This window comes from Sphingopyxis sp. MC1 (genome assembly GCF_000371385.1).
Taxonomy (GTDB): Bacteria; Pseudomonadota; Alphaproteobacteria; order Sphingomonadales; family Sphingomonadaceae; genus Sphingopyxis; species Sphingopyxis terrae.
The window spans coordinates 178,790-200,898 of sequence record NZ_AOUN01000003.1 but is presented as its reverse complement, the minus strand read 5'-3'; the positions used below and the strand labels follow the sequence as shown (position 1 = coordinate 200,898).

Annotated in this window: 19 protein-coding genes; 10 read left to right on the top strand and 9 right to left on the bottom strand. The window is 66.8% G+C overall.

Annotated elements, in window-relative coordinates; translation table 11 throughout:
* Position 1: 1 nt before the first annotated feature.
* Positions 2 to 343: a flagellar hook-basal body complex protein FliE gene (fliE, locus tag EBMC1_RS04740; RefSeq protein WP_003041419.1), complete on the bottom strand. Its 342-nt coding sequence runs from the start codon at positions 341 to 343 to the stop codon at positions 2 to 4.
* A gap of 246 nt (positions 344 to 589) precedes the next feature.
* Here fliE and EBMC1_RS04735 point away from each other — a divergent pair, with 246 nt between their 5' ends.
* The gene (locus EBMC1_RS04735) at positions 590 to 1,408 is read left to right on the top strand and encodes a flagellin N-terminal helical domain-containing protein (protein ID WP_003041418.1); all 819 of its coding nucleotides are present in this window, start codon (positions 590 to 592) and stop codon (positions 1,406 to 1,408) included.
* A gap of 120 nt (positions 1,409 to 1,528) precedes the next feature.
* Here the strand turns inward: EBMC1_RS04735 and EBMC1_RS04730 are convergent, their stop codons facing one another.
* The 7 genes from EBMC1_RS04730 to EBMC1_RS04700 form a co-directional block, all read right to left on the bottom strand.
* Positions 1,529 to 4,810 (bottom strand): error-prone DNA polymerase, encoded by a 3,282-nt coding sequence (locus EBMC1_RS04730; protein WP_003041416.1) that lies wholly within the window; start codon positions 4,808 to 4,810, stop codon positions 1,529 to 1,531.
* The gene (locus EBMC1_RS04725; RefSeq protein WP_003041413.1) at positions 4,807 to 6,351 is read right to left on the bottom strand and encodes a Y-family DNA polymerase; all 1,545 of its coding nucleotides are present in this window, start codon (positions 6,349 to 6,351) and stop codon (positions 4,807 to 4,809) included. Before EBMC1_RS04725 ends, EBMC1_RS04730 begins: the two co-directional genes overlap by 4 nt.
* Complete coding sequence (locus tag EBMC1_RS04720; protein ID WP_003041412.1) at positions 6,260 to 7,045, bottom strand: ImuA family protein; 786 nt, start codon at positions 7,043 to 7,045, stop codon at positions 6,260 to 6,262. The genes EBMC1_RS04725 and EBMC1_RS04720 overlap by 92 nt, the downstream gene beginning before the upstream one ends.
* Positions 7,046 to 7,124: 79 nt before the next feature.
* Positions 7,125 to 8,534, bottom strand: coding sequence for an efflux transporter outer membrane subunit (locus EBMC1_RS04715; RefSeq protein WP_003041409.1), 1,410 nt, complete (start codon positions 8,532 to 8,534; stop codon positions 7,125 to 7,127).
* Positions 8,531 to 11,725 (bottom strand): efflux RND transporter permease subunit, encoded by a 3,195-nt coding sequence (locus tag EBMC1_RS04710; protein WP_003041405.1) that lies wholly within the window; start codon positions 11,723 to 11,725, stop codon positions 8,531 to 8,533. The genes EBMC1_RS04715 and EBMC1_RS04710 overlap by 4 nt, the downstream gene beginning before the upstream one ends.
* A 6-nt stretch (positions 11,726 to 11,731) precedes the next feature.
* Positions 11,732 to 12,922 carry an efflux RND transporter periplasmic adaptor subunit gene (locus tag EBMC1_RS04705; protein ID WP_003041403.1) on the bottom strand — a complete coding sequence of 397 codons (1,191 nt, stop codon included), beginning with the start codon at positions 12,920 to 12,922 and terminating at the stop codon, positions 11,732 to 11,734.
* A 104-nt stretch (positions 12,923 to 13,026) separates the two neighbouring features.
* Entirely contained in the window at positions 13,027 to 13,929 is a 903-nt protein-coding gene (locus tag EBMC1_RS04700; RefSeq protein ID WP_003041401.1) for a LysR family transcriptional regulator, read from the bottom strand.
* Between the two features lie 101 nt (positions 13,930 to 14,030).
* Here EBMC1_RS04700 and EBMC1_RS04695 point away from each other — a divergent pair, with 101 nt between their 5' ends.
* The 9 genes from EBMC1_RS04695 (at position 14,031) to mmsB (ending at position 21,540) form a co-directional block, all read left to right on the top strand.
* Entirely contained in the window at positions 14,031 to 15,527 is a 1,497-nt protein-coding gene (locus tag EBMC1_RS04695) for a CoA-acylating methylmalonate-semialdehyde dehydrogenase (protein WP_003041397.1), read from the top strand.
* A gap of 87 nt (positions 15,528 to 15,614) precedes the next feature.
* Entirely contained in the window at positions 15,615 to 16,181 is a 567-nt protein-coding gene (locus EBMC1_RS04690; RefSeq protein WP_231292864.1) for a hypothetical protein, read from the top strand.
* Between the two features lie 21 nt (positions 16,182 to 16,202).
* The gene (locus EBMC1_RS04685) at positions 16,203 to 16,514 is read left to right on the top strand and encodes an I78 family peptidase inhibitor (RefSeq protein ID WP_003041392.1); all 312 of its coding nucleotides are present in this window, start codon (positions 16,203 to 16,205) and stop codon (positions 16,512 to 16,514) included.
* The gene (locus EBMC1_RS04680; protein WP_003041387.1) at positions 16,507 to 16,911 is read left to right on the top strand and encodes a RidA family protein; all 405 of its coding nucleotides are present in this window, start codon (positions 16,507 to 16,509) and stop codon (positions 16,909 to 16,911) included. The genes EBMC1_RS04685 and EBMC1_RS04680 overlap by 8 nt, the downstream gene beginning before the upstream one ends.
* A 42-nt stretch (positions 16,912 to 16,953) precedes the next feature.
* Positions 16,954 to 17,262, top strand: coding sequence for a GIY-YIG nuclease family protein (locus tag EBMC1_RS04675; RefSeq protein ID WP_003041383.1), 309 nt, complete (start codon positions 16,954 to 16,956; stop codon positions 17,260 to 17,262).
* A 47-nt stretch (positions 17,263 to 17,309) separates the two neighbouring features.
* The gene (locus tag EBMC1_RS04670; RefSeq protein ID WP_003041380.1) at positions 17,310 to 18,455 is read left to right on the top strand and encodes an acyl-CoA dehydrogenase family protein; all 1,146 of its coding nucleotides are present in this window, start codon (positions 17,310 to 17,312) and stop codon (positions 18,453 to 18,455) included.
* Between the two features lie 130 nt (positions 18,456 to 18,585).
* On the top strand, positions 18,586 to 19,632 hold the full coding sequence (locus tag EBMC1_RS04665; RefSeq protein ID WP_003041377.1) for an enoyl-CoA hydratase/isomerase family protein: 1,047 nt from the start codon (positions 18,586 to 18,588) through the stop codon (positions 19,630 to 19,632).
* A 97-nt stretch (positions 19,633 to 19,729) separates the two neighbouring features.
* The gene (locus tag EBMC1_RS04660) at positions 19,730 to 20,512 is read left to right on the top strand and encodes an enoyl-CoA hydratase-related protein (protein ID WP_003041374.1); all 783 of its coding nucleotides are present in this window, start codon (positions 19,730 to 19,732) and stop codon (positions 20,510 to 20,512) included.
* Between the two features lie 152 nt (positions 20,513 to 20,664).
* Positions 20,665 to 21,540, top strand: coding sequence for a 3-hydroxyisobutyrate dehydrogenase (mmsB, locus tag EBMC1_RS04655; protein ID WP_003041371.1), 876 nt, complete (start codon positions 20,665 to 20,667; stop codon positions 21,538 to 21,540).
* A 263-nt stretch (positions 21,541 to 21,803) separates the two neighbouring features.
* On the opposite strand, the gene EBMC1_RS04650 is transcribed toward mmsB, so the two are convergent.
* Entirely contained in the window at positions 21,804 to 22,031 is a 228-nt protein-coding gene (locus EBMC1_RS04650) for a hypothetical protein (RefSeq protein WP_231292863.1), read from the bottom strand.
* Positions 22,032 to 22,109 lie beyond the last annotated feature (78 nt).

Genomic DNA, 22,109 nt, shown 5'->3' with positions numbered 1-22,109 from the left:
ATTACACCGGCATGTTCATGATGTCGCGATAGGCGGACAGCAGCTTGTTGCGGACCTGCAACGTGGTTTCGAAGCCGAGCGAGGCCTTCTGGCGTTCGATCATCACGCTGACGATGTCGTGCGTGTCGCCGCGTTCATAGGCTTCGCTGAGGTCGCTCGCTTTCGCCTGCTGGGTATTGACCTGCTGCAGTGCGCTGGCGATCGCCGATCCGAAATCGGGCGCCGCACCGGCACCCGCGGCGCCGCCCGCAGCCGCGCCGCCGGCGGCGCGTTGCAGCGCCTGGTTCTGATTGAGAATCGAACTGCGCATTTGCAGCAGTCGGCTCTGGTCAATCGTGCTCATAAGCTTTCATCCGTCCTGGTGCGCGGCGGTTCGCCGCACGCACAAAGAGTAATGCAAAGCCCGTGCCAAAAATTATTTTCGTTGAAAAACAGATGTTTGATAGAGTGCTTCTGTCGCGCCCCGCGCTCCGCGGCGTTTTTTTGACGCGCCGGCTTAATCCACCGCCGCCGCCGCCGTTACAGCTTTCGTGACCGCTCGCTGAGCCCTCACACCACGGGAATGGCCAAGGGGCCGGAAAGGAACATTATGACTGTCATCAACACCAATGTGAGCGCGCTTCGCGCCCAGAACAGCTCGCGTGTTGCCAATCGCATGCAGTCGCAGGCTATGGAACGTCTGTCGAGCGGCAAGCGCATCAACAGCGCCAAGGACGACGCCGCCGGCCTCGCCGTCGCAACTCGCATGCAGGCTGCCTCGCGCGGCTTCACCCAGGCGATCCGCAATGCCAACGACGGCATTTCGCTGGCGCAGACCGCCGACAGCGCTGCTGGCAGCGTTTCGGACATCCTGGTTCGTATGCGCGACCTGGCGATGCAGGCTTCGACCGGTACTCTCAGCGATGCCGACCGCGGTCTGGTGCAGAAGGAAGTTACCGCGCTGATCTCGCAGATCGGCGACATCGTCGGCCAGACGACGTTCAACGGCAACAAACTGCTCGACGGCAGCGTCACCGCAGGCTTCGATATCCAGACCGGCATCAACACCGGTGAAAACGTGAACATCACGATCGGCAAGCTCGATGCGACGACGCTGGGCGTCAACGCGCTTTCGGTTGCCACGGCTTCCGGCGCGACCGGTGCACTGGCGACGCTCGACACCGCGATCACCACGGTCGCCGGCGAACGCGCCAACCTCGGTGCGCAGCAGAACCGTCTTGAAGCGGCTGTCGATAATTTGACGTCGCGTGTCACCAATCTGGACGAATCGCGCTCGCGCATCGAAGATGCCGACTTCTCGGCTGAATCGACGAAGCTGGCGGCGGCGCAGATCCTGTCGCAGGCTTCGACGGCGATGCTCGCCCAGGCGAACCAGAGCGCCCAGGGTGTGATGAACCTGCTGCGCTAAGCGCGGAACATCGCAAACATCTCAGGCTATATTTGGTTGGTCCCTTTAATAGCCTGATCGGATGCCCCGGCTCCCCACAGCCGGGGCATCTTTTTGCGTGCGGGGCGGAGGCCCCCCGCTTCAATGAAAATCCCGTGACTTGGGCAGGATGCGGACGTTGCGAGGATGGCCGTGCCGCGCGCCCGGCGTGCGGCCGCGCGGCATTTGCGGGTGCTTGACCTCGTCGGCCCGGCACAAGTCGGGATCGAAGCCGCGATCGCTGCCCAGGGCGTCGAGCATCGCGGTGCGATCGACGATGCGGGTCGCCATCAGGTGGATGACGCCTTCCTTGCTGCGCTGCACCTCGCCTTCGGCCAGCATCAGCCGCGACGCCATGACGGCGCGGCGATAGCGTTCGAAATGACGCGCCCACAGCAGGATATTCACGATCCCGCCCTCATCCTCGATGGTGATGAAGATCGCATTTCCCTTGCCCGGCCGCTGGCGGATCAGCACGACCCCCGCGGTGCGGACGATCGACCCGTTCTTCGCCGCCGCAACCTCGCCCGCGCTCAGTACGCCTTCGCGCGCGAAGGCGGGACGCAGAAAGGCCATCGGATGGCCCTTCAGCGACAGGCGCGTCGTCTGATAATCGGTCAGCACCTGTTCGACCGGGGGGGTCGGCGGCAGGCGTGCATCGTCTTCAGTGCCCAGTTCGTCGGCGCCCGCCGCACCGAACAGCGGCAGCACCCCCTGACGGACGCGCCGCGCATCCCATAGCGCGGGGCGCCGTTCGAGCCCCATCGACCGGCATGCGTCGGCATCGGCGAGCAGGCGCAGCGCGCGCGGCGGCAGGTTCGCGCGGCGTGCGAGTTCCTCGACCGATGCGAAGGGCGTGTTGCGCGCGTCGGCAATCTGCTTCGCCCATTCGGCGCGAAACCCCTCCACCTGCCGAAAGCCGAGCCGCAGGGCGAGGCTGCCGTCGGCGCGGGGTTCGAGGCTGCTGTCCCAATCGCTGGAATTGACGTCGACCGCGCGCACCTCGACGCCATGCTCGCGCGCATCGCGGACAAGCTGCGCCGGCGCATAAAAGCCCATCGGCTGCGAATTGAGCAGGCCGCAGGTGAAAACGGCGGGGTGGTAATGCTTGATCCATGACGAGACATAGACAAGCCGCGCAAAGGACTGCGCATGGCTTTCGGGGAAGCCATAGCTGCCAAAGCCCTCGATCTGCTTGAAACAGCGTTCGGCGAAATCCTGCGTGTAGCCCCGCCGCACCATGCCGCCGATCATCTTGTCCCGGAAATTCTCGATCGTCCCGACGTTGCGAAAGGTCGCCATCGCGCGGCGCAGACCATTGGCCTCCTCGGGCGTGAAATCGGCGGCCACCATCGCCAGCTTCATCGCCTGTTCCTGGAATAGCGGCACGCCGAAGGTCTTGCCGAGCACGTCGTGCAGTTCGTCGGGTGGGTGCGGCGGGGCAGGCTCGGGGAATTCAACCGGCTCCTCGCCGCATCGCCGGCGCAGATAGGGGTGGACCATGTCGCCCTCGATCGGGCCCGGCCGGACGATCGCGACCTGCACGACAAGGTCATAGAATATCCTGGGTTTCAGGCGCGGCAACATGTTGATCTGGGCGCGGCTCTCGACCTGAAACACCCCGATGCTGTCGCCGCGCTGGAGCATCTCATAGACGGCCTCGTCGCCGCAATCGATGTCGACCTCCAGCGTATGGTCGCCCAGCCCGTGCGCACGCATCAGGTCGAAGCATTTGCGAATGCAGGTCAGCATCCCGAGCGCGAGAACATCGACCTTCATCAGGCCGAGCGCATCGATGTCGTCCTTGTCCCATTCGATGAAGGTGCGGTCCTCCATCGCGGCATTGTGGATCGGCACCAGTTCGTCGAGCCGCCCCTGGGTCAGCACGAAGCCGCCGACATGCTGCGACAAGTGGCGCGGCGCCTTCAGCAATTCGCCGACGAAGCGGTGCAAGCGCTCGATCTCGCCATTATGGGGGTCGAGCCCGGCTTCGGCCAGCCGTTCGACCGGCACCTCGTCGCCCCAGCTCCCCCAGCTCGTATCGGCGAGCCGCGCGGTCACATCCTCACTGAGGCCCAGCGCCTTGCCGACCTCGCGGATCGTGCTGCGCGGGCGATAGTGGATGACGGTTGCGGCGATCGCGGCGCGGTCGCGCGTGTAGCGGCGGTAGATATATTGGATCACTTCCTCGCGCCGCTCATGCTCGAAATCGACGTCGATGTCGGGCGGCTCATCGCGCTCGGCCGAGACGAAGCGGGAGAAGAGCAGGTCGTGCTGCATCGGATCGACCGAGGTGACGCCGAGCAGGAAGCAGACAATCGAATTGGCCGCCGATCCGCGCCCCTGACAGAGGATCGGGGGTTCTTGCGCGCGCGCGAAACGGACGAGATCGTGGACGGTGAGGAAATAATAGACGTAATTCCGCCGCCGGATCAGCCGCAGTTCGTTGCCGATCAGCTTGCGGACTTTCGCCGGCAAGGGCGTGCCATAGCGCGCCTCGGCCGCTGTCTTCACCAGATGGTGCAGATAGTTGAAGGGCTTCCATCCCGGCGGTACCGGCTCGTGCGGATATTCGTAGCGCAGTTCGTCGAGCGCGAAGCCGATACGGTCGAGCAGTCGCGCGCTTTGCTCGACCGCTTCCGGACAGGCCGCGAACAGCCGGCGCATCTCGGCCGGCGCTTTCAGATGGCGTTCGCCATTGGCGTGGAGACGCCGGCCCGCCTTGTGAAGTGTCGTGCCCTCGCGGATACAGGTGACGATGTCGTGGAGCGGGCGCTGCGCGGAGGTCGCGTAGAGCGCATCGCTGGTGGCAAGCAGCGGGATGTTCACCGCCGCCGCCAGACGGTGCAGTCGCGCCAGCCGCCGCGCGTCGGCGCCGCCCCGGGGCATGGTCGCGGCGAGCCAGACCGATTTCGGACGTGCATGCTTGAGCTGGCGCAGCAGGGCCTCGTCGCCACCCGTTGCGATCAGCAACAGATCGTCGCAATGCGCGAGCAGATCTTCGAGGTGAAGGATGCAGTCGCCCTTCTGCGCGCGCAGATTGCCGGTCGATAACAGGCGCGTCAGTCGGCCCCAGCCATGGCGGCTCACCGGATAAGCGATAATGTCGGGAGTCTCGTCGGCGAACGCGAGCCGGGCGCCGACGACCAGCCGGAATCCCGCCACCGCCTCCGGCTGCTTGACCTGCAGTTCTTTCAGGAAGGCCCAGGCCCGCACCACGCCTGCGACGCTGTTGCGGTCGGCGATGCCGATGCCTGTCATGCCGAGTTCGAGCGCGCGCGCGACCATTTCGGCGGGGTGCGAGGCGCCGCGCAGGAAGCTGTAGTTGGTCGCAGCGACCAGCTCGGCGAAACCGGGATCGGCGTCGGGACAAGGCGCGCTCATGCAAAGACCCCGTGAATATACCAGCGCGGGTCGGGCTTTTCATCGTAGAGGCCGTGGCGGAACAGCCAGTAACGGCGGCCCTGCGCATCCTCGACGCGGTAATAGTCGCGCGTCAGCCCGGCATTGTCGCGGCGGCGCCACCATTCGGCGGCGATGCGTTCGGGGCCTTCGAAGCGGCGCACCGCATGGAGCGTGCGGCGCCAGCGGAAGCGCTGCGGCGGGCCGTCGGGGACTTCGGCGATCACCTCGATCGGCTGCGGCGGATCGAACAGGTGAAAGGGGCGCAGTGGCGGTTCGCCCGGCTCGGTCGCGGGCCAAGGCGTCGGCGGCGGCGCCTCGACCGCGGGAAAGGCAAGCTGCGCCTGTTCGGGGATATGGGTATCGGCGCTGCGCAGCCGCCGGACGCGCCCGCGCCCCAGCCGGGTCGCCAGCCGGTCGGCGAGTTCGTCGACGGCGGCGGCGCCCCGCGCGGTGTTCGCCGCCCCGCCCTCGAGCCTGAGCTGGCCGGCACCCAGCGCCTCGATCCGCGGGACGGCGAGGCGGATCATGTCGAAACCGAAACCGGGGTCGATCGGGTCGCGCAGGCTGTCGATCCGTTCGGCGAACAGACGCATGACCAGATCGGCGTCGCGCGTCGGCTGGCCGGTTTCGATCGCGATGCTGCGCGCGAGCCCGTCGCTGCGAAAGAAGGTCGCGCGAAAATGGCGTCCGCCCTTGCCGCGTTCGCCAAGCGCGACGGCAGCCTCGGCGGCAAGCTCGGCGAGCACCGCAGCGGCATGGGCGCTGCTGCCCAGCGGTTCGGCGAAACGGCGCTCGACGACGATCGGCGGGGGCCGGATGCGCGGGTCGAGCGGGCTCGGCGCATCGCCGAGCAACCGGCGCAGCGCGTTCGCCGCCTCGGCCCCGAAGCGCGCGGCGATTGCGGCGACCGGACGGCCCGAAAGATCGCCGATCGTTTTGAGCCCCGCGCGGACGAGCGCGGTCGTCGCCTCCGCCTCCAACCCCAGCGCCGCGACGGGCAGGCGGCGCACCGCCGCGGCCTCGTCGGGGGCGGGGAGCGCCTGGTAGCGCGCGAGCGCGCGCGCCGCATCGGCGGTCCCGGCAAGCGCGCTGCGCAGGGTCATTCCCAGCCGGTCCATGCGCCCTTCGACATCGGCGACAAGTCCTGCTTCGCCGCCGAACAGATGCGCCGCGCCCGCGATGTCGAGGATCAGCCCGTCGGGGGCATCGAGCGCGACGAGCGGCGTGTAGCGCGCGCAGCCTTGCGCGAGCCGGTCGAGCCAGGCGGCATCGGCGACGGGATCGTGCGGCACGACGGCAAGGTCGCCGACCTGCGCGCGAGCATCGGCGAGCGGCATGCCGGGGCCGAGCCCCAGCGCCGCGGCGTGCGGATCGACGCTCGCAAGACGGAGCGCCCCGCGCTGCTTTTCGGCAAAGACGATCGGGGCGTCAGGCGGCGGCGCGGCGCGGCACAGCCGTTCGGCCGGGAGCCACGGGAAGAAGAGCGCCAGATAGCGCCGCCCCCCGGAAGACTTGCTCATCGCGATTCCATTCCATCTGCCAGCGGGCGCCCGCGGGGCCGCCGCGCCAGCGTATCAGGTCGAGGGTGAAGCCCGGGGCGCCCGGCACATCGGCCTCGAGCGCGGTCGAGGGCGCGGCGGCGATCGTCCAGCGCGTTTCCGCCACGCTGGGCGCGGGAAGGGTGTTGAGGCGCAGCATCAGCAGCACGGTCCCCGCATCGCGCGCACCGAGTGCCAGCCGCCGCCCCGCGGTCAGGTCGAGCGCGGGCCACGCTCCCCAGCTTTCGACGATAACCGCCGCCGATCCGCCGCACCGCACCGCGTCATTGGCGCAGGCGAGGAGCATTTTGGGGTCGGCGGTTTCGACGAGCAGCAGCCGGTCGGGGTCGCCGCCAAGCTCGGCGATGCCGGGCGCATAGATATGCCCTGCGCGCCGTGCGGCATCGGCGGTGCGCAGCCACAGCAGCGGCGCCGCGCCGGGCGTACGCAGCGCGAGCAACGCGGCAAAGGCGGCGGCGCTCGTCGCATCGAGCGCGTCGGCTGCGAAAAATTCATGCGTCTTGCCGATCGCCAGCCCACCGCCGATCGCCGCATCGAAATCCGCATGGCCGCTCGCCAGCCAGCCGCCATCGCCCCCGCCGGACGGGGCGCCGCTATCGGCGAGCCGGGCGACGCGTTGGCGCAGCGCGGCGAGAGAGGAAGACGACTCGCGCATAATGTTCCTGATTTGTTCTATTAGCGCGCGAGCGGATGGGGTTGTCAAGCGGAGTCGGGATTCGCTTCTGGATTGCGCTCTAAGGCGCCGCGGACCCCACGCTGCTGTCGCCGCCGAGCGCGCGGAACAGGGCGATGCGGGTCTGGACGAGCAGCAGGCCCGTCGCGATTTCGCTGCGCCGCGCGGCATAGAGGCTGCGCTGCGCGTCGAGGCTGGCGAGGAAACTGTCGACCCCGCCCTTGTAGCGCGCATCGCTGAGTCTCGCCGTATCGGCCGCGGCTTCGGTGTTGGCGGCGGCGGCGCGGACGCGCTCGGCGATTGTGCCCTGCACCGCGAGGGCGTCGGCGACTTCGCGAAAGGCGGTCTGGATCGCGCCTTCATAGCTGGCAAGCGCGGCATCGCGCTGCGCCTCGCTCACCGCCACCCCGGCGCGGCGGCCACCGAAATCGAAGATCGAGGCGCTGGCATCGCCGCCCGCCGACCAGGCGAAGGAGCCCTTGTCGAACAGGCTCGACAGCGCGTCGCTGGCAAAGCCCAGCAGGCCGGTCAGCGAAATCGTCGGGAACAGCCGCGCGCGCGCGACGCCGATATCGGCGTTGGCGGCGCGCAGCAGATATTCGGCCTGGATCACGTCGGGCCGCCGCAACAGGATTTCCGACCGCATCCCGGCCGGGGGCGCCGCAACCGCAGGCGTCACCTCGGCCAGGCTGGCGGGGAACAGCGCCGGATCGACATCGCCGCCGACGAGCAGGCGGATCAGATTTTCGTCCTGCGCGATCGCAGTCTGCTGCTGCGCGATCGCGTCCTCGGCGGTCGCCAATATCTGTTCGGCTTGCCTGAGGTCGGTGCGGGGCGCGACGCCGCCGTCGAGCCGCGCCTTCGTCAGCCGGACATTTTCGCGCGCATTGGTCGCGGTTTCCTGCGCAATGGCGAGCAGGTCGCGGTCGGCGCCATAGGCGGCCCAGGCATTGGCAAGATCGGCAATCAGGCTCAGCCGCACGGTGCGCGACGCGGCCTCGGTCGCCAGCGCGCGGTCGCGGTCGGCGGCATTCGCGTTGGCGAGGCGCCCGAACAGGTCGAGTTCGAAGGCGGTGACCCCGCCTTGCAGCGCGAAACTGCTGCCCGCGCCGCCCGTGCCGCCGGTGCCGCCACGGTCGGCATAGTCGCCGCTCGCGCTGACGCCGATCGCCGGGAATTGCGCCGCCCGGCTGACCCGCACCTGCGCGCGCGCCGCCGCCAGATTGGCATAGGCGGTGCGCAGGTCGCGATTGTTCGCGAGCGCCTGTTCGACGAGCGACTGGAGCCGCGCGTCGGTGAACAGCTGTTTGTAGGACAGGATCGGCAGCGCTGCCTCGCTCTCGATCAGATAGGCGTCGCCGACCGGCCAGCCTTGCGGCACCGGGGGCGGCGGTAACGCCGTCTTCGGCGCAAGCGAACAGCCCGCGAGCATCAGCGGCGCTGCGATCATCAGGAAGGGCGCGCGTTTCATGCCGTCACCTCCGCGCCGCCGTCCTTTTTGCCGAAGCGCCGGCGCAGCGCGGCGAGCCCGTCGCGCACGCCGCGGCGCACGAGCACGAAGAAGAGCGGGATGAAGAAAATGGCGAGCAGCGCGGCAGTCAGCATGCCGCCGATCACCGACGTACCGATCGCAACGCGGCTGTTGGCCCCCGCACCGGTTGCGATGGCGAGGGGCAGGACGCCGAAGATGAAGGCAAAGCTGGTCATCAGGATCGGACGCAAACGGATGCGCGCCGCCTCGACCGCTGCCTCGATAACGCGGCGGCCCTTGCGTTCCTCCTGTTCGGCGAACTCGATCATCAGGATCGCATTCTTCGCCGCCAGTCCCATCGTCGTCAGCAACCCGATCTGCAGATAGACGTCGTTTTCCAGCCCGCGCAGCGTCACCGCGAAAACCGCGCCGACCAGCCCCAGCGGAATGATGAGCAGCACCGCAAGCGGGATCGACCAGCTTTCGTAAAGCGCGGCAAGGCAGAGGAAGACGACGAGCAGCGACAGGCCATAGAGCAGGGGCGCCTGCCCCGACGACAGGCGTTCCTGATAGGAAGCGCCCGCCCAGGCGACGCTGGTGCCGGGAATTTCGGCCGCCATCCGCTCCATCTCGTCCATCGCCTCGCCCGAACTGACGCCGGCGGCGGCCTGCCCCGAAATTTCGAACGCCGGGACGCCCTGAAAGCGCGACGTGCTTGCCGGGGTGGTCGACCAGCCGATGCTGGAAAAGGCGGAAAAGGGCGACATCTCGCCATCGGACGAGCGGACATACCATTGCCCGATGTCGTCGGGCTTGGCGCGATAGGCGGCGTCGCCCTGGACATAGACGCGCTTGACGCGGCCCTTGTCGATGAAGTCGTTGACGTAGCGGCCGCCCCAGGCGGTCGCCAGCGTGTTGTTCACGTCGCCGTTGCTGAGGCCATAGGCGGTCAGCCGCTGCGTATCGATATCGACCTTCAACGTCGCAACATCGGGAAGGTCGCTGAGCCGCACCGAGGTAAGCTTGGGATTGGCATTGGCCATGTCGAGCAGCCGGTCGCGCGCCGCGACGAATTGGGCGCGGCTCATCCCGCTGCGGTTCTGGAACTCCATCGTAAAGCCCGACGAATCGCCAAGACCGCGCACCGCGCCGGGAACGAGGGCGAAAACCTGCGCGTCGCGCAGGCCCGACAGCGCCTTGCGCGTCCGGTCGGCGATCGCGTCGGCAGTGTTCTCCTTGCCGGGCCGGTCGTCCCAGTGGACGAGGTTCAAAAAGCCCTGGCCGGTATTCTGGCCGGTCGCACCGCCCCCGCCGCCGCCCGCGACGAGGAAGAGCGCGCCGACATTGGCCTTTTCCTGGCTCAGCAGATATTTTTCGACGCTGTCGCGCACGGCGAGCGTGCGTTCCTGCGTCGCGCCGGCGGGCAAGCGGAACTGCACCGAAACGCGGCCCTGATCCTCATTGGGCAGAAAGCCGGTCGGCAGGCGCACGAACATCAGCACCAGCAGCACCAGAATGATGGCGTAGATACCAAGGAACAGCCATTTGCGGTCGACGACGCGGGTCACGCTGCCGACATAGCCGCGGACCGTGCGTTCGAACCGCGTGTTGAAGCCGTCGCGGGCGCGGATCATCGCGGCGTGCAGGCGCGGGAAACGGTGCGGCCGATCCTCGTCCCCGCCATGGCTGCGCGGTTTGAGCAGGGTCGAGGTCAGCGCCGGGCTGAGGATCAGCGCGACGAGCACCGACAGCGCCATCGCCGACACGATGGTGATCGAGAACTGGCGATAGATGACGCCCGTCGATCCGCCGAAAAAGGCCATCGGCAGAAACACCGCCGACAGCACCATCGCGATCGCGATCAGTGCGACCTGCAATTCCTTCATCGACTGGATCGTCGCCTCGCGCGCCGACATGCCGGGATTCTCTTCCATCAGCCGCTCGACATTCTCGACCACCACGATCGCGTCGTCGACGAGCAGGCCGATCGCGAGCGTCAGGCCGAACAGGGTCAGCGTGTTGATCGTGAAACCGGCGATATAGAAGACGCCGAAGGTGCCAAGCAGCACGACCGGCACCGCGATCGCCGGGATCAGCACCGCGCGCCAGCTTTGCAGGAAGACGAACATCACCAGCACGACAAGCAGGATCGCCTCGAACAGCGATTTCTGCACTTCGCTCACCGACAGCTTGATGAAGGCGGTGGCGTCGTTGGCATAGGCATAGGTCAGGCCGTCGGGAAAATCCTGCGCCAGTTCGGCAACGCGCGTCTTGACCCGGTCGGCGGTTTCCAGCGCGTCGGAGCCGGGCGACAGCGAGATCGAGATGCCCGCACCCGGATGGCCGTTGATGCGCACGATGGTGCCGTAATTTTCGGCGCCGACCTCGACCCGCGCGACGTCTCTGATCCTTACAGTCGACCCGTCGGGCAGCGTCTTGAGCACGATATTCTCGAACTCTTCGGGCGTCTGCAACCGCGACTGCGCGGTTACGGTCGCATTCAGCATCTGCCCCTCGGGCGCCGGGGTGCCGCCGACTTCGCCCGCCGCGACCTCGCTGTTCTGCGCGGTGATCGCGGTGACGACGTCCCCGGGCATCAGCGACACCGCGGCGAGCCGCTGCGGGTTCAGCCAGATGCGCATCGCATGCGGCGAGCCATAGACATTGACGTCGCCGACGCCTTCGACGCGCGACAGCGGATCCTGCACGTTCGACGACAGATAGTCGGACACATCCTGGTTCGATCGCGTGTCGGTGGTGTCATAGACGCCGACAAGCAGCAGCGAATCCGAATTGGACTTGGTGACGCGCACGCCCTGGCTCTGCACCTGTTGCGGCAGGCGCGAGATGGCGGAGGCGATCTTGTTCTGCACCTGCACCTGCGCGATGTCGGGATCGGTGCCCTTGGCGAAGATGGCGGTAATCGTCGCCTGCCCGCGCGAACTTGACTGCGAGCCGAAATAGAGCAGGCCGTCGATGCCAGTGAGCTGTTGCTCGAGCACCTGCGTGACGCTGTTCTCGATCGTCTCGGCGGAGGCGCCGGGATAGCTGGCGCGGATATTGACCTGCGTCGGCGCGATATCGGGATATTGTTCGATCGGCAGCGAAAACAGCGCGCCGAGCCCGCCGAGCATGACGACGATCGCCAGCACCCAGGCGAAGATCGGCCGATCGATGAAAATGCGCGACATGGGGCGTTATTGTCCTTTCGTCGCGGCGCTCTTGTCGGCGCTCTTCCCCGCGGGCGCCCCCACCCGCTGCGGACTGGTCGCGGGCACCGGCTTGATCGCCGATCCCTGCTTCAGATTGCCGACCCCCTGCGTGATGACCCGGTCGCCCGGCTTCAGCCCGCCGGTGACGACCCAGTTCGCGCCGACCGTGCGGTCTGCCTCGACCTTGCGCCGTTCGGCCTTATTGTCCTTGCCGACCAGATAGACGAAGGCCGATCCGTCGAAATCGCGCTGCACCGCGGCCTGCGGCACCAGCATCGCCGCGGGGTTTACCGCCTGATCGAACAGCGCGGTCACGAACATGCCGGGCATCAGCAGGCCCGAAGGGTTGGGGAAGCGCGCGCGCAGCGTCACCGTTCCCGTCGCTTCGTTCACCGTCACTTCGGAAAACTGGACGGTGCCGGGCAAGCCGTAATCGCTGCCGTCCTCCAGCTTCAGCCGGACGCTCGTGCTGCCTGCGGTCACGCCGCCGCTGGCGAGCGACTGGCGCAGGCGCGTCATGTCGGCGGCCGATTGCTGGATGTCGACATACATGGGATCGGTGCGCTGGATCACCGCGAGCGGCGTCGCCTGGCTGGCGCTGACGAGCGCGCCGGGAGTGACGAGCGAGCGGCCGATATGGCCGCCGATCGGCGCGGTGATCGTCGAATAGCGCAGGTTGATCCGGGCGGTTTCGAGCGATGCGGCGCTCTGCGCGACGGCGGCGCGCGCGACGCGCGCCTGCGCCAGTGCGTCGGTGTAATCCTGTTCGGCCACCGCCTGCATCTTGGCGAGCGGTTCGAAGCGCTTGGCCTTTTCTTCCGCCGCCTGCGCACTCGCGCGCGCGCTCGCCAGATTGGCCGCCGCCTGATCGACCGCCGCCTTGTAAAGGCTCGCGTCGATCTGGAACAGCGGCTGGCCGGCGCGAACCGTCCCCCCCTCGGTAAACAGGCGCTGGCGGACGATGCCGTTTACCTGCGGCCGGACTTCGCTCGTTTCGAAGGCAACGGTGCGGCCGCCGAGCGCGGTGGTGATCGGCACAGCCTGCTCGCGCACCACGACAAAGCCGACCTGCGCGGCGCGGTTGCCGGCCTTGTCGTCCTTGCCCGAACAGGCGCCGAGCGAAAGCGTCATCGCGCACAGCGCTCCGGCAAGGAGCAGCGGCTTCTTGTGCAGCATAGTCTGTTGTCTCGTGTCGAAACCGCCGGGGTAGGCGGGGGGAAGGGCGCCTATTCAACCTATTGCGCCGCACCATGCAAGCCCCGTGGCGGCTTTGCGACAAATTACGACAATTTTCCTGGTTCGGGGACGAACAGCGTGCGTGCGGCCTGCACTTCGGCGTCGAGCCAGTCGATGAAGGCGCGGATCCGCGGCTGCGGTGCGATGTCGCGGTGCAGCGCCAGCCAGAAGGCGCGCGCGATCGTCTGGTCGCGGCGGACGCGGACGAGCGCGGGGTCGCCCGCGGCAAGGAAGCAGGGCAGGACGCCGACCCCGGCACCGCCCGCGATCATCCGCCGCTGCGCGAGGATCGAAGAGGATCGGATGCCGGCGCGCAGCCCCGGTTCGATCTCGCCCAGATAGTCGAGTTCGGGGGCATAAAGGATGTCGGGGACATAGCCGACGACGGGAATACCGGTACGCGACAGCGGCGCCGCTTCGACCGCCCGATGCCAGTCGCGGCGGTCGGCGGCAACGTAGAGGCCGAGGCTATAGTCCGCGAGCTTGCGCGTGATCAGCGGGCCCTTGCGGGGCCGCGCGAGCAGCACCGCCATATCGGCCTCGCGGCGCGAGGGGTTGAGGAAACCCGACGAAGCGACAAGGTCGATCTCGAGCTCGGGGTGCGCCGCGACGAAGGCGGCGAGGCGCGGCGCGATGAAGCTGCCCCCAAAACCTTCCGAGACGCTGATCCGCAATTGCCCCGACAGCGCCGCGCCGCCCTCGCCTGCCGAATGGATGCGCGCGGCCGCTGCCGCCATCGCTTCGGCGTGCGGGACGAGCGCCCGGCCGGCCGCGGTCAGAACGAAACCCGTCGGCGCACGTTCGAACAGTGTCTGCTGCAAGGCGCTTTCCAGTGCGCTGATGCGGCGGCTGACCGTCGTGGCGTCGACGTGGAGCGCCTGGCCGGCCCGCGCCAGCGTGCCATGACGCGCGACCATCAGGAAATATTGCAGGCTGTCCCAATCCATATGCTGCAAATATGCAGGACAAGGCTGCAAGTCTATCCCTTGCAATCGCGCTTGTTTTGGTTTGTGGCTGCGACACGTCAGAAACGGGAGACTCGACCCTCATGCGACAGATCGATCATCACATCGTCGGCGGTGCCGGCGGCAATGCAGGACGGCTCGGCGACGTGCTCGATCCGAACAATGGCGGCGTTCAGGCGCAGGTGGCGCTTGGCGACAAGGCGCTCCTCGATCGCGCGGTCGCGGCGGCCAAGGCGGCGCAGCCGGCCTGGGCCGCGGTGAATCCCCAGCGCCGCGCGCGGGTGATGTTCGAATATAAGCGGCTGGTCGAGGCCAATATGGACGAGCTTGCCCAGATGCTCTCGGCCGAACATGGCAAGGTGATCGCCGATGCCAAGGGCGACATCCAGCGCGGGCTGGAGGTCGTCGAATTCTGTTGCGGCATCCCGCATGTGCTGAAGGGCGAATATACGCAGGGCGCCGGCCCCGGCATCGACGTCTATTCGATGCGCCAGCCGCTCGGCATCGGCGTCGGCATCACGCCGTTCAACTTTCCCGCGATGATTCCGCTGTGGATGGGCGCGGTCGCCACCGCGGTCGGCAACGCCTTCATCCTGAAGCCCAGCGAACGCGACCCGTCGGTTCCCGTCCGCTTGGCCGAGCTGTTCCTCGAAGCCGGGATGCCCGAGGGGATTTTCCAGGTCGTCCACGGTGACAAGGAAATGGTCGATGCCATCCTCGATCACCCCGACATCGCCGCGGTCAGCTTCGTCGGCTCGTCGGACATCGCCCATTATGTCTATGAACGCGGCGTGCGCGCGGGCAAGCGGGTGCAGGCGATGGGCGGCGCGAAGAATCACGGTATCGTCATGCCCGACGCCGATCTCGACCAGGTGGTGAGCGACCTGACCGGCGCCGCCTTCGGCTCGGCGGGCGAACGCTGTATGGCGCTGCCCGTCGTCGTGCCGGTGGGCGAGGATACGGCGCAGCGGCTGCGCGACAAGCTGGTCCCCGCGATCGAGGCGCTGCGCGTCGGCGTATCGACCGATCCCGATGCGCATTACGGCCCCGTGGTGACACAGGCGCACAAGGAAAAGGTCGAAGGCTGGATCGCGAAATGCGCCGAAGAGGGCGCCGAGCTCGTCGTCGACGGGCGCGGCTTCAGCCTGCAGGGGCATGAAAAGGGCTTCTTCGTCGGCCCGACGCTGTTCGACCATGTCACCCCCGACATGGAAAGCTACAAGGAAGAAATCTTCGGCCCGGTGCTGCAGATCGTCCGCGCGCCCGATTTCGAAACCGCGCTCGAACTGCCGTCGAAGCATCAGTACGGCAACGGCGTCGCCATCTTCACGCGCAACGGCCACGCCGCGCGCGAATTTGCCGCGCGCGTCAATGTCGGCATGGTCGGCATCAACGTGCCGATTCCGGTGCCCGTCGCCTATCACACCTTCGGCGGCTGGAAGCGCTCGGCGTTCGGCGATACCAACCAGCACGGCATGGAGGGGGTCAAATTCTGGACCAAGGTCAAGACCGTGACCGCGCGCTGGCCCGATGGGTCGCCTGACGGCGGCAACGCCTTCGTCATCCCGACCATGGGCTGACGGCGCGCGGGCGATGAAACCGGTCCCCGTCATCGGGCATTTCCTGTGGGGGCGCCAGCCGGTCGCTGGCGCCGTGCAGGAGATCGAATGATGACGCGCTGGCTGTTTTCCGCTCCCTTGTTGCTGCTTGCCGGGTGCAGCGGCGGCAGCGATGACACTGATAACAAGGCGCCCACCGCCCAGGAACAGGCGGCCGATACGCCGGCCGGGCCTTCGCAAAACGCGCCCGCCCAACCGGCGCCCGCCCCGGGCGGCGCCAGCGATGCCGACCTCACCTATGTTGCCGATCCGTCGGTGGCCCCGCCCAAGGCACCCGAAGCGGGAGTCGGTATCGGCGGGCAGGCGATTCCGGTTGCCATCCGCGGTCGCTGGGCGCTGAAGGCGGAGGATTGCGGCGCGCGTCCCGGCACCGACCTGACCGCGCTGGTGATCGACGCAAAGACGCTGCGCTTCTTCGAATCGGCGGGCGATCTGGCGCGGGTTCGCGATCGCGACGCGAACCGCATCGTCGCCGATTATAAATTCAGCGGCGAGGGACAGCAGTGGGACCGGCTGATGCTGCTCGGCCTCGCCGACGGTGGCAAGACGCTCGTCCGCCGCGATTATGGCGATGGTGCCGCGCCCGACGCGATGCGCTATACCCGCTGTGCCTGACTTGCGAAGAAAGGGAGATATATGATGGACATCCGTTTTCTGACCCTCGCTGCCGTCCTGCCGCTCGCCGCCTGCGCCGGCACCGGGGACGGTTCTCCCTCCGATGCCGGGCCGCCGCCGCCGGCCGTGATGACGTGCAGCGCCGATGCGGCGCAAAGCTATGTCGGCCAGACCGCGAGCCCCGATCTGGGCGGCGCCATCCTGAAAGCGACCGGCGCGCGCACGCTGCGCTGGGGGCCGCCGCGCAGCGCGATGACGATGGATTATCGGCAGGACCGGGTGAACGTCATGTACGACGACGCCTACAAGATCACGCAGGTTACGTGTGGCTGACGGCTGGCGGCGCAATCACGGCTCGGCGTCGCCCTTTGAGCCCGTGTACGGTTACAGCCGCGCGGTCCGGGTCGGCAATCGCATCGACGTTGCCGGCTGCGCGCCGATCGAGCCCGACGGTTCGTCGACCGTTGGCGACGCCGGAGTGCAAGCGGCGCGCTGCCTGACGATCATCGGCGAAGCGCTCGAAGCCCTGGGCGGCAGCTTCGCCGACGTTGTGCGCACCCGCATGTATATCACCGACGCCGCCGATGCCGATCGCGTCGGACAGGCGCATGGCGCCATATTCGGCGCGATCCGCCCCGCCGCGACGATGCTCGTCATTCCGGCGCTGATCCGCCCCGAATGGAAAGTCGAAATCGAGGCCGAGGCGATCCTCTCAGAATCGTCATGCTGACGAAGGTCAGCATCCATTCGGCGCTTCGTCGGGAGGTGCAAAATGCGCGAGCGGCATCCCTGCGTATATATCATGGCGAGTGGTCGTCACGGCACGATCTACATCGGCGTGACGTCCGATCTGATGGCGCGTGTCCATCAGCATCGCGAAGGTCTCACGGGCGGTTTCACCAGACGCTATGGCGTGAAGCGGCTCGTTTTCCACGAAACGCACGCGAGCATGGATGCGGCCATCACGCGCGAAAAGCAACTCAAGGCGTGGAAGCGTGAATGGAAGATTGCCTTGATCGAAAAGGAAAGCCCCTTTTGGGAGGATTGGGCCGTGAGGCTCGGCTTCCGACCTTTACCATAGTTCGGAATGGATGCTGACTTTCGTCAGCATGACGACAGAGAAGAGATATGACCGACCAGTTCCAGCTTACCGAAGACCAGCGCGCGATCCAGGACATGGCGCGCAAGTTCACCGCCGACGCCATCACGCCCTTTGCGGCCGAATGGGATGAAAAGGCGCATTTCCCCCGCGACGTGATCAAGCAGGCGGCCGAACTTGGCTTCGCGGCGATCTATGTCAGCGAGGAATCGGGCGGTATCGGCCTCGGTCGGCTCGAGGCGGCATTGATCATGGAGGCGATGTCCTACGGCTGCCCGGCGACGAGCGCCTTCATCTCGATCCACAATATGGCGAGCTGGATGATCGACAGCTTCGGCGGCGCTGCGGTGAAGGCGAAATATCTTCCCGACCTCGTCACGATGGACCGCATGGCCAGCTATTGCCTCACCGAACCTGGTTCGGGGTCCGACGCCGCGGCGCTCAAGACCACCGCGACGCTCGACGGCGACCATTATGTCGTCAACGGCACCAAGCAGTTCATTTCGGGCGCCGGCGTCAACGACCTTTATGTGACGATGGTGCGCACCGGCCAGCCGGGACCGAAGGGGATCAGTTGCCTCGTCATCGAAAAGGACATGCCCGGCGTCAGCTTCGGCGCGAAGGAACGCAAGCTCGGCTGGAACGCCTCGCCGACTGCACAGGTGATCTTCGACAATGTGAAGGTGCCGGTCGAAAACCGCGTCGGGGCCGAGGGCGACGGCTTCCGTTTTGCGATGGCGGGGCTCGACGGCGGCCGCCTCAACATCGGCGCCTGCTCGCTCGGCGGCGCGCAGCGCTGCCTCGACGAGGCGATCGCCTATACCAAGGACCGCCAGCAGTTCGGCCAGCCGATTTCGGATTTCCAGAACACCCAGTTCATGCTCGCCGACATGGCGACCGACCTCGAAGCCGCGCGTGCGCTGCTTTATATGGCGGCGGCGAAGGTGACTGCAAACGCCCCCGACAAGTCGCGCTTCTCGGCGATGGCGAAGCGGCTCGCGACCGACAATGGCAGCAAGATCGTCAACGACGCGCTGCAATTGTTCGGCGGTTACGGCTATCTGAAGGATTATCCGATAGAGCGTTTCTGGCGCGACCTGCGCGTCCATTCGATCCTCGAAGGGACGAACCAGGTGATGCGAATGATCGTGGGAAGGGATTTGCTACGCCAATGATGAATACGATGCTTCGAGACGCCGCTTCGACAGGCTCAGCGGCTCCTCAGCACAAACGGGTTTCCTTTGCCGCCGTTCGTCCTGAGGAGGGACTGAGCCTGGCGAAGGCCCGTCTCGAAGGACCTCTTGTATGACCGACGACATCCTCATCTCGATCGACGGCCATGCCGGCCGCCTGTCGCTCAATCGTCCGAAGGCGATCCACGCGCTCAACCTGCCGATGTGCCGGGCGATGATCGACGCGCTGCTCGAATGGCGCGATGACGAGGCCGTCGAGGCAGTGATCATCGACCATAGCGAGGGCCGCGGCTTTTGCGCCGGCGGCGACATTCGCATGCTCGCGGAAAGCGGCGCGCAGGACGGAACGGAGGCGCGGCAGTTCTTCCACACCGAATATCGCCTGAACCATCTGCTCTTCACCTATGCGAAGCCCGTCGTCGCCTTCATGGACGGCATCACCATGGGCGGCGGCGTCGGCATTTCGCAGCCGGCGAAATATCGCGTCGCGACCGAACATACGCGCTTCGCGATGCCCGAAACCGGAATCGGCCTGTTCCCCGACGTCGGCGGCGGCTGGTATCTGCCACGGCTGGAAGGGCGCGTCGGCGTCTATCTCGCGCTGACCGGCGCGCGGCTCGACGGGGCCGAATGCCTCGCGCTGGGCCTCGCCACCCACTATCTGCCCTCCGAAAAGCTCGCCGAGGCAAAGGCGCGCATCGCGCAGCACCCCGACCGCATCGGCGGCATATTGGGCGAGCTGTCGGTCACCGCGCCGCCCGCCGCGATCATGCAGCATATCGACCGGATCAACCGCCTGTTCGCCAGCGACAGCTATGAGGAGATTCTTGCCGCGCTCGAAGCCGATGGCGGCGAATGGGCCGAAAAGGAACTGGCGACGCTCCACGGCAAATCGCCGCAGACCTGCAAGGTCGCGCTCCGCCAGCTCAAGGAGGGCGGCGAGATGCACGACTTTGCCGCGCAGATGACGCAGGAATATGCGATCGGCAGCCGGGTGGTGCAGATGCACGATTTCATCGAGGGCGTCCGCGCGCTGATTGTCGACAAGGACAACAGCCCGAAATGGGACCCGCCGACGCCCGAGGCAGTCACCGACGACTGGATCGACGCGATCTTCGCGCCGCTGCCCGAGAATGAGAAATGGACCCCGCTACCATAAACTCGTCACCCCGGACTTGATCCGGGGTCCATTCTGCCTTGGTGGGAGGAATGGATGCCGGATCAAGTCCGGCATGACGAAAATCCGGAGATACCGAATGACCTACGAATCCCTCCTCGTCGAACAGCGCGGCGCCGTCACGCTCGTCACGCTCAACCGCCCGCAGGCGCTCAATGCCCTGAACTCCGATGTGCTTGACGACCTGATCGCTGCCTTCGCGGCGTTCGAGGCCGATGACAGCCAGCGCTGCGCCGTCCTCACCGGATCGGGCGACAAGGCGTTTGCCGCGGGTGCCGACATCAAGGAAATGGCCGACAAGCCCGCCGCCGATTTCTATCTCGAGGATTTCTTCTCGAAATGGACGAGCGACTTCGTGAAGAAGGTCAGGAAGCCGTGGATTGCTGCGGTCAACGGCTTTGCCTTGGGCGGCGGCTGCGAACTGGCGATGATGGCCGACTTCATCATCGCCAGCGAAAAGGCGAAATTCGGCCAGCCCGAAATCAAGCTCGGCGTCGCCCCCGGCATGGGCGGGTCGCAGCGGCTGACCCGCGCGGTCGGCAAGGCGAAGGCGATGGAAATGTGCCTCACCGGCCGGATGATGGATGCCGCCGAAGCCGAGCGTTCGGGCCTCGTCGCGCGGGTAGTCGCGCATGAAATGCTGGTCGACGAAGCGGTGAAGACCGCGAGCCTGATCGCAGGCATGCCGCCGATGGCCGCGATGGTGAACAAGGACATGGTCAACGCGGCGTTCGAAACGACGCTCGACCAGGGCCTTCTCTACGAACGCCGCCTGTTCCAGATCCTCGCCGCGACCGAGGACAAGGCCGAAGGCATGGCCGCCTTCATCGAAAAGCGCGAAGGCGTGTGGAAGGGGCGGTGATCGTCTCGAACATGGTCCATCTTTTGAGTGAAAAGCTGTGTGCCCCCGCGAAGGCGGGGGCCCATCATCGGACGGCGCAATTTCAAACTGCCGGATGATGGATCCCCGCCTTCGCGGGGACACACAAGCCTTTGAGGTTTGTGGAGAGAGTTATGAAAATCGCCTTTATCGGACTCGGCAATATGGGCGGCGGGATGGCCGCGAACCTTGCGAAGGCGGGCCACGACGTCCGCGCCTTCGACCTCAGCGAAGAGGCGCTGACGCGGGCGGTGGAAGCGGGTTGCACCCGCGCCGCATCGGCGGCCGAGGCGGTGACCGGCGCCGAGGCCGTCGTCACCATGCTCCCCGCGGGCAAGCATGTCGCGAGCGTTTATGAAGCCGACGTCTTCCCCAACGCCGCGCCCGGCACTCTGCTGCTCGATTGCTCGACCATCGACGTCGCGACCGCGCGCGCGAATATCGAGGCGGCGACGGAAAAAGGCCTCGTCGCGGTCGATGCGCCGGTTTCGGGCGGTATCGCCGCCGCCAATGCGGGCACGCTGACCTTCATGGTCGGCGGTACCGACGAAGGTTTCGCGCGCGCCGAGCCAATCCTCGCAAAGATGGGCAAGGCGGTGATCCACGCCGGCGACGCGGGTGCGGGGCAGGGCGCGAAGATCTGCAACAATATGCTGCTCGGCGCGTCGATGATCGCGACGTGCGAAACGCTCGCGCTCGCGCAGAAGCTCGGGCTCGATCCGCAGAAATTCTTCGACATCGCGAGCATATCGTCGGGGCAATGCTGGTCGCTCACCAGCTACGCGCCGCTCCCGGGCGTCGGGCCGACGACGCCCGCCGACAATGATTACAAGGGCGGGTTCGCCGCGGCCCTGATGCTCAAGGATCTCCGCCTCGCGATGGAAGCGGCAGCGAGCGTCGAGGCTGAGGTCCCGATGGGGTCGAAGGCCCGCGAACTCTATGAAGCGTTCGTCGCCGCCGATGAAGGCGGACATGATTTTTCCGCGATCATCAAGACATTGCAGGATTGAGCCGCAACGCCGCCCGTGACGGTTTTGGGGTAGTTGGTCGCCGTTGCCGCTAACCGCTCGTGTTCCCCGGCGAAAGCCGGGGCCCAGAGCGTCAAAAAGCCGCCGTCGGTGCCGTGAAGCCCTAGGCCCCGGCTTTCGCCGGGGTACACCACGTCGAAGCGGGACTTTCATACCTTCGTCATACCGGATCAAGTCCGGGATGATGATGAGGATCGAACGTCCGCAATCGGTCATAACCGGACCCACTGCGGCCCGGCACCATTTCAATAAAAATCCGCCGTCTCGCCGCCATCGAGCCGCTTGGTGCGATGCACCTGCGTGGGCGCCTTGCTGTCGCCGGCGCGCACTTCCAGCCGGCCATTCACCCCCCGCACCTCGGCGGGTGCCACTATGCGCGCGCGGGCGATGCCCACGGCGCTTGCCTGCGGCGGCGGGGCTTGCGCCGCCGTCGGTGCGCCCGCGGCGACGAGCAGGGCGAGGGCGAAGGACATGGCATTCATGCTCTGCCCTAACGGCCGATGCCGCCATGATCTTAACCCTGAATCGCTGCTGTTTTTGCGGGCGGTCGC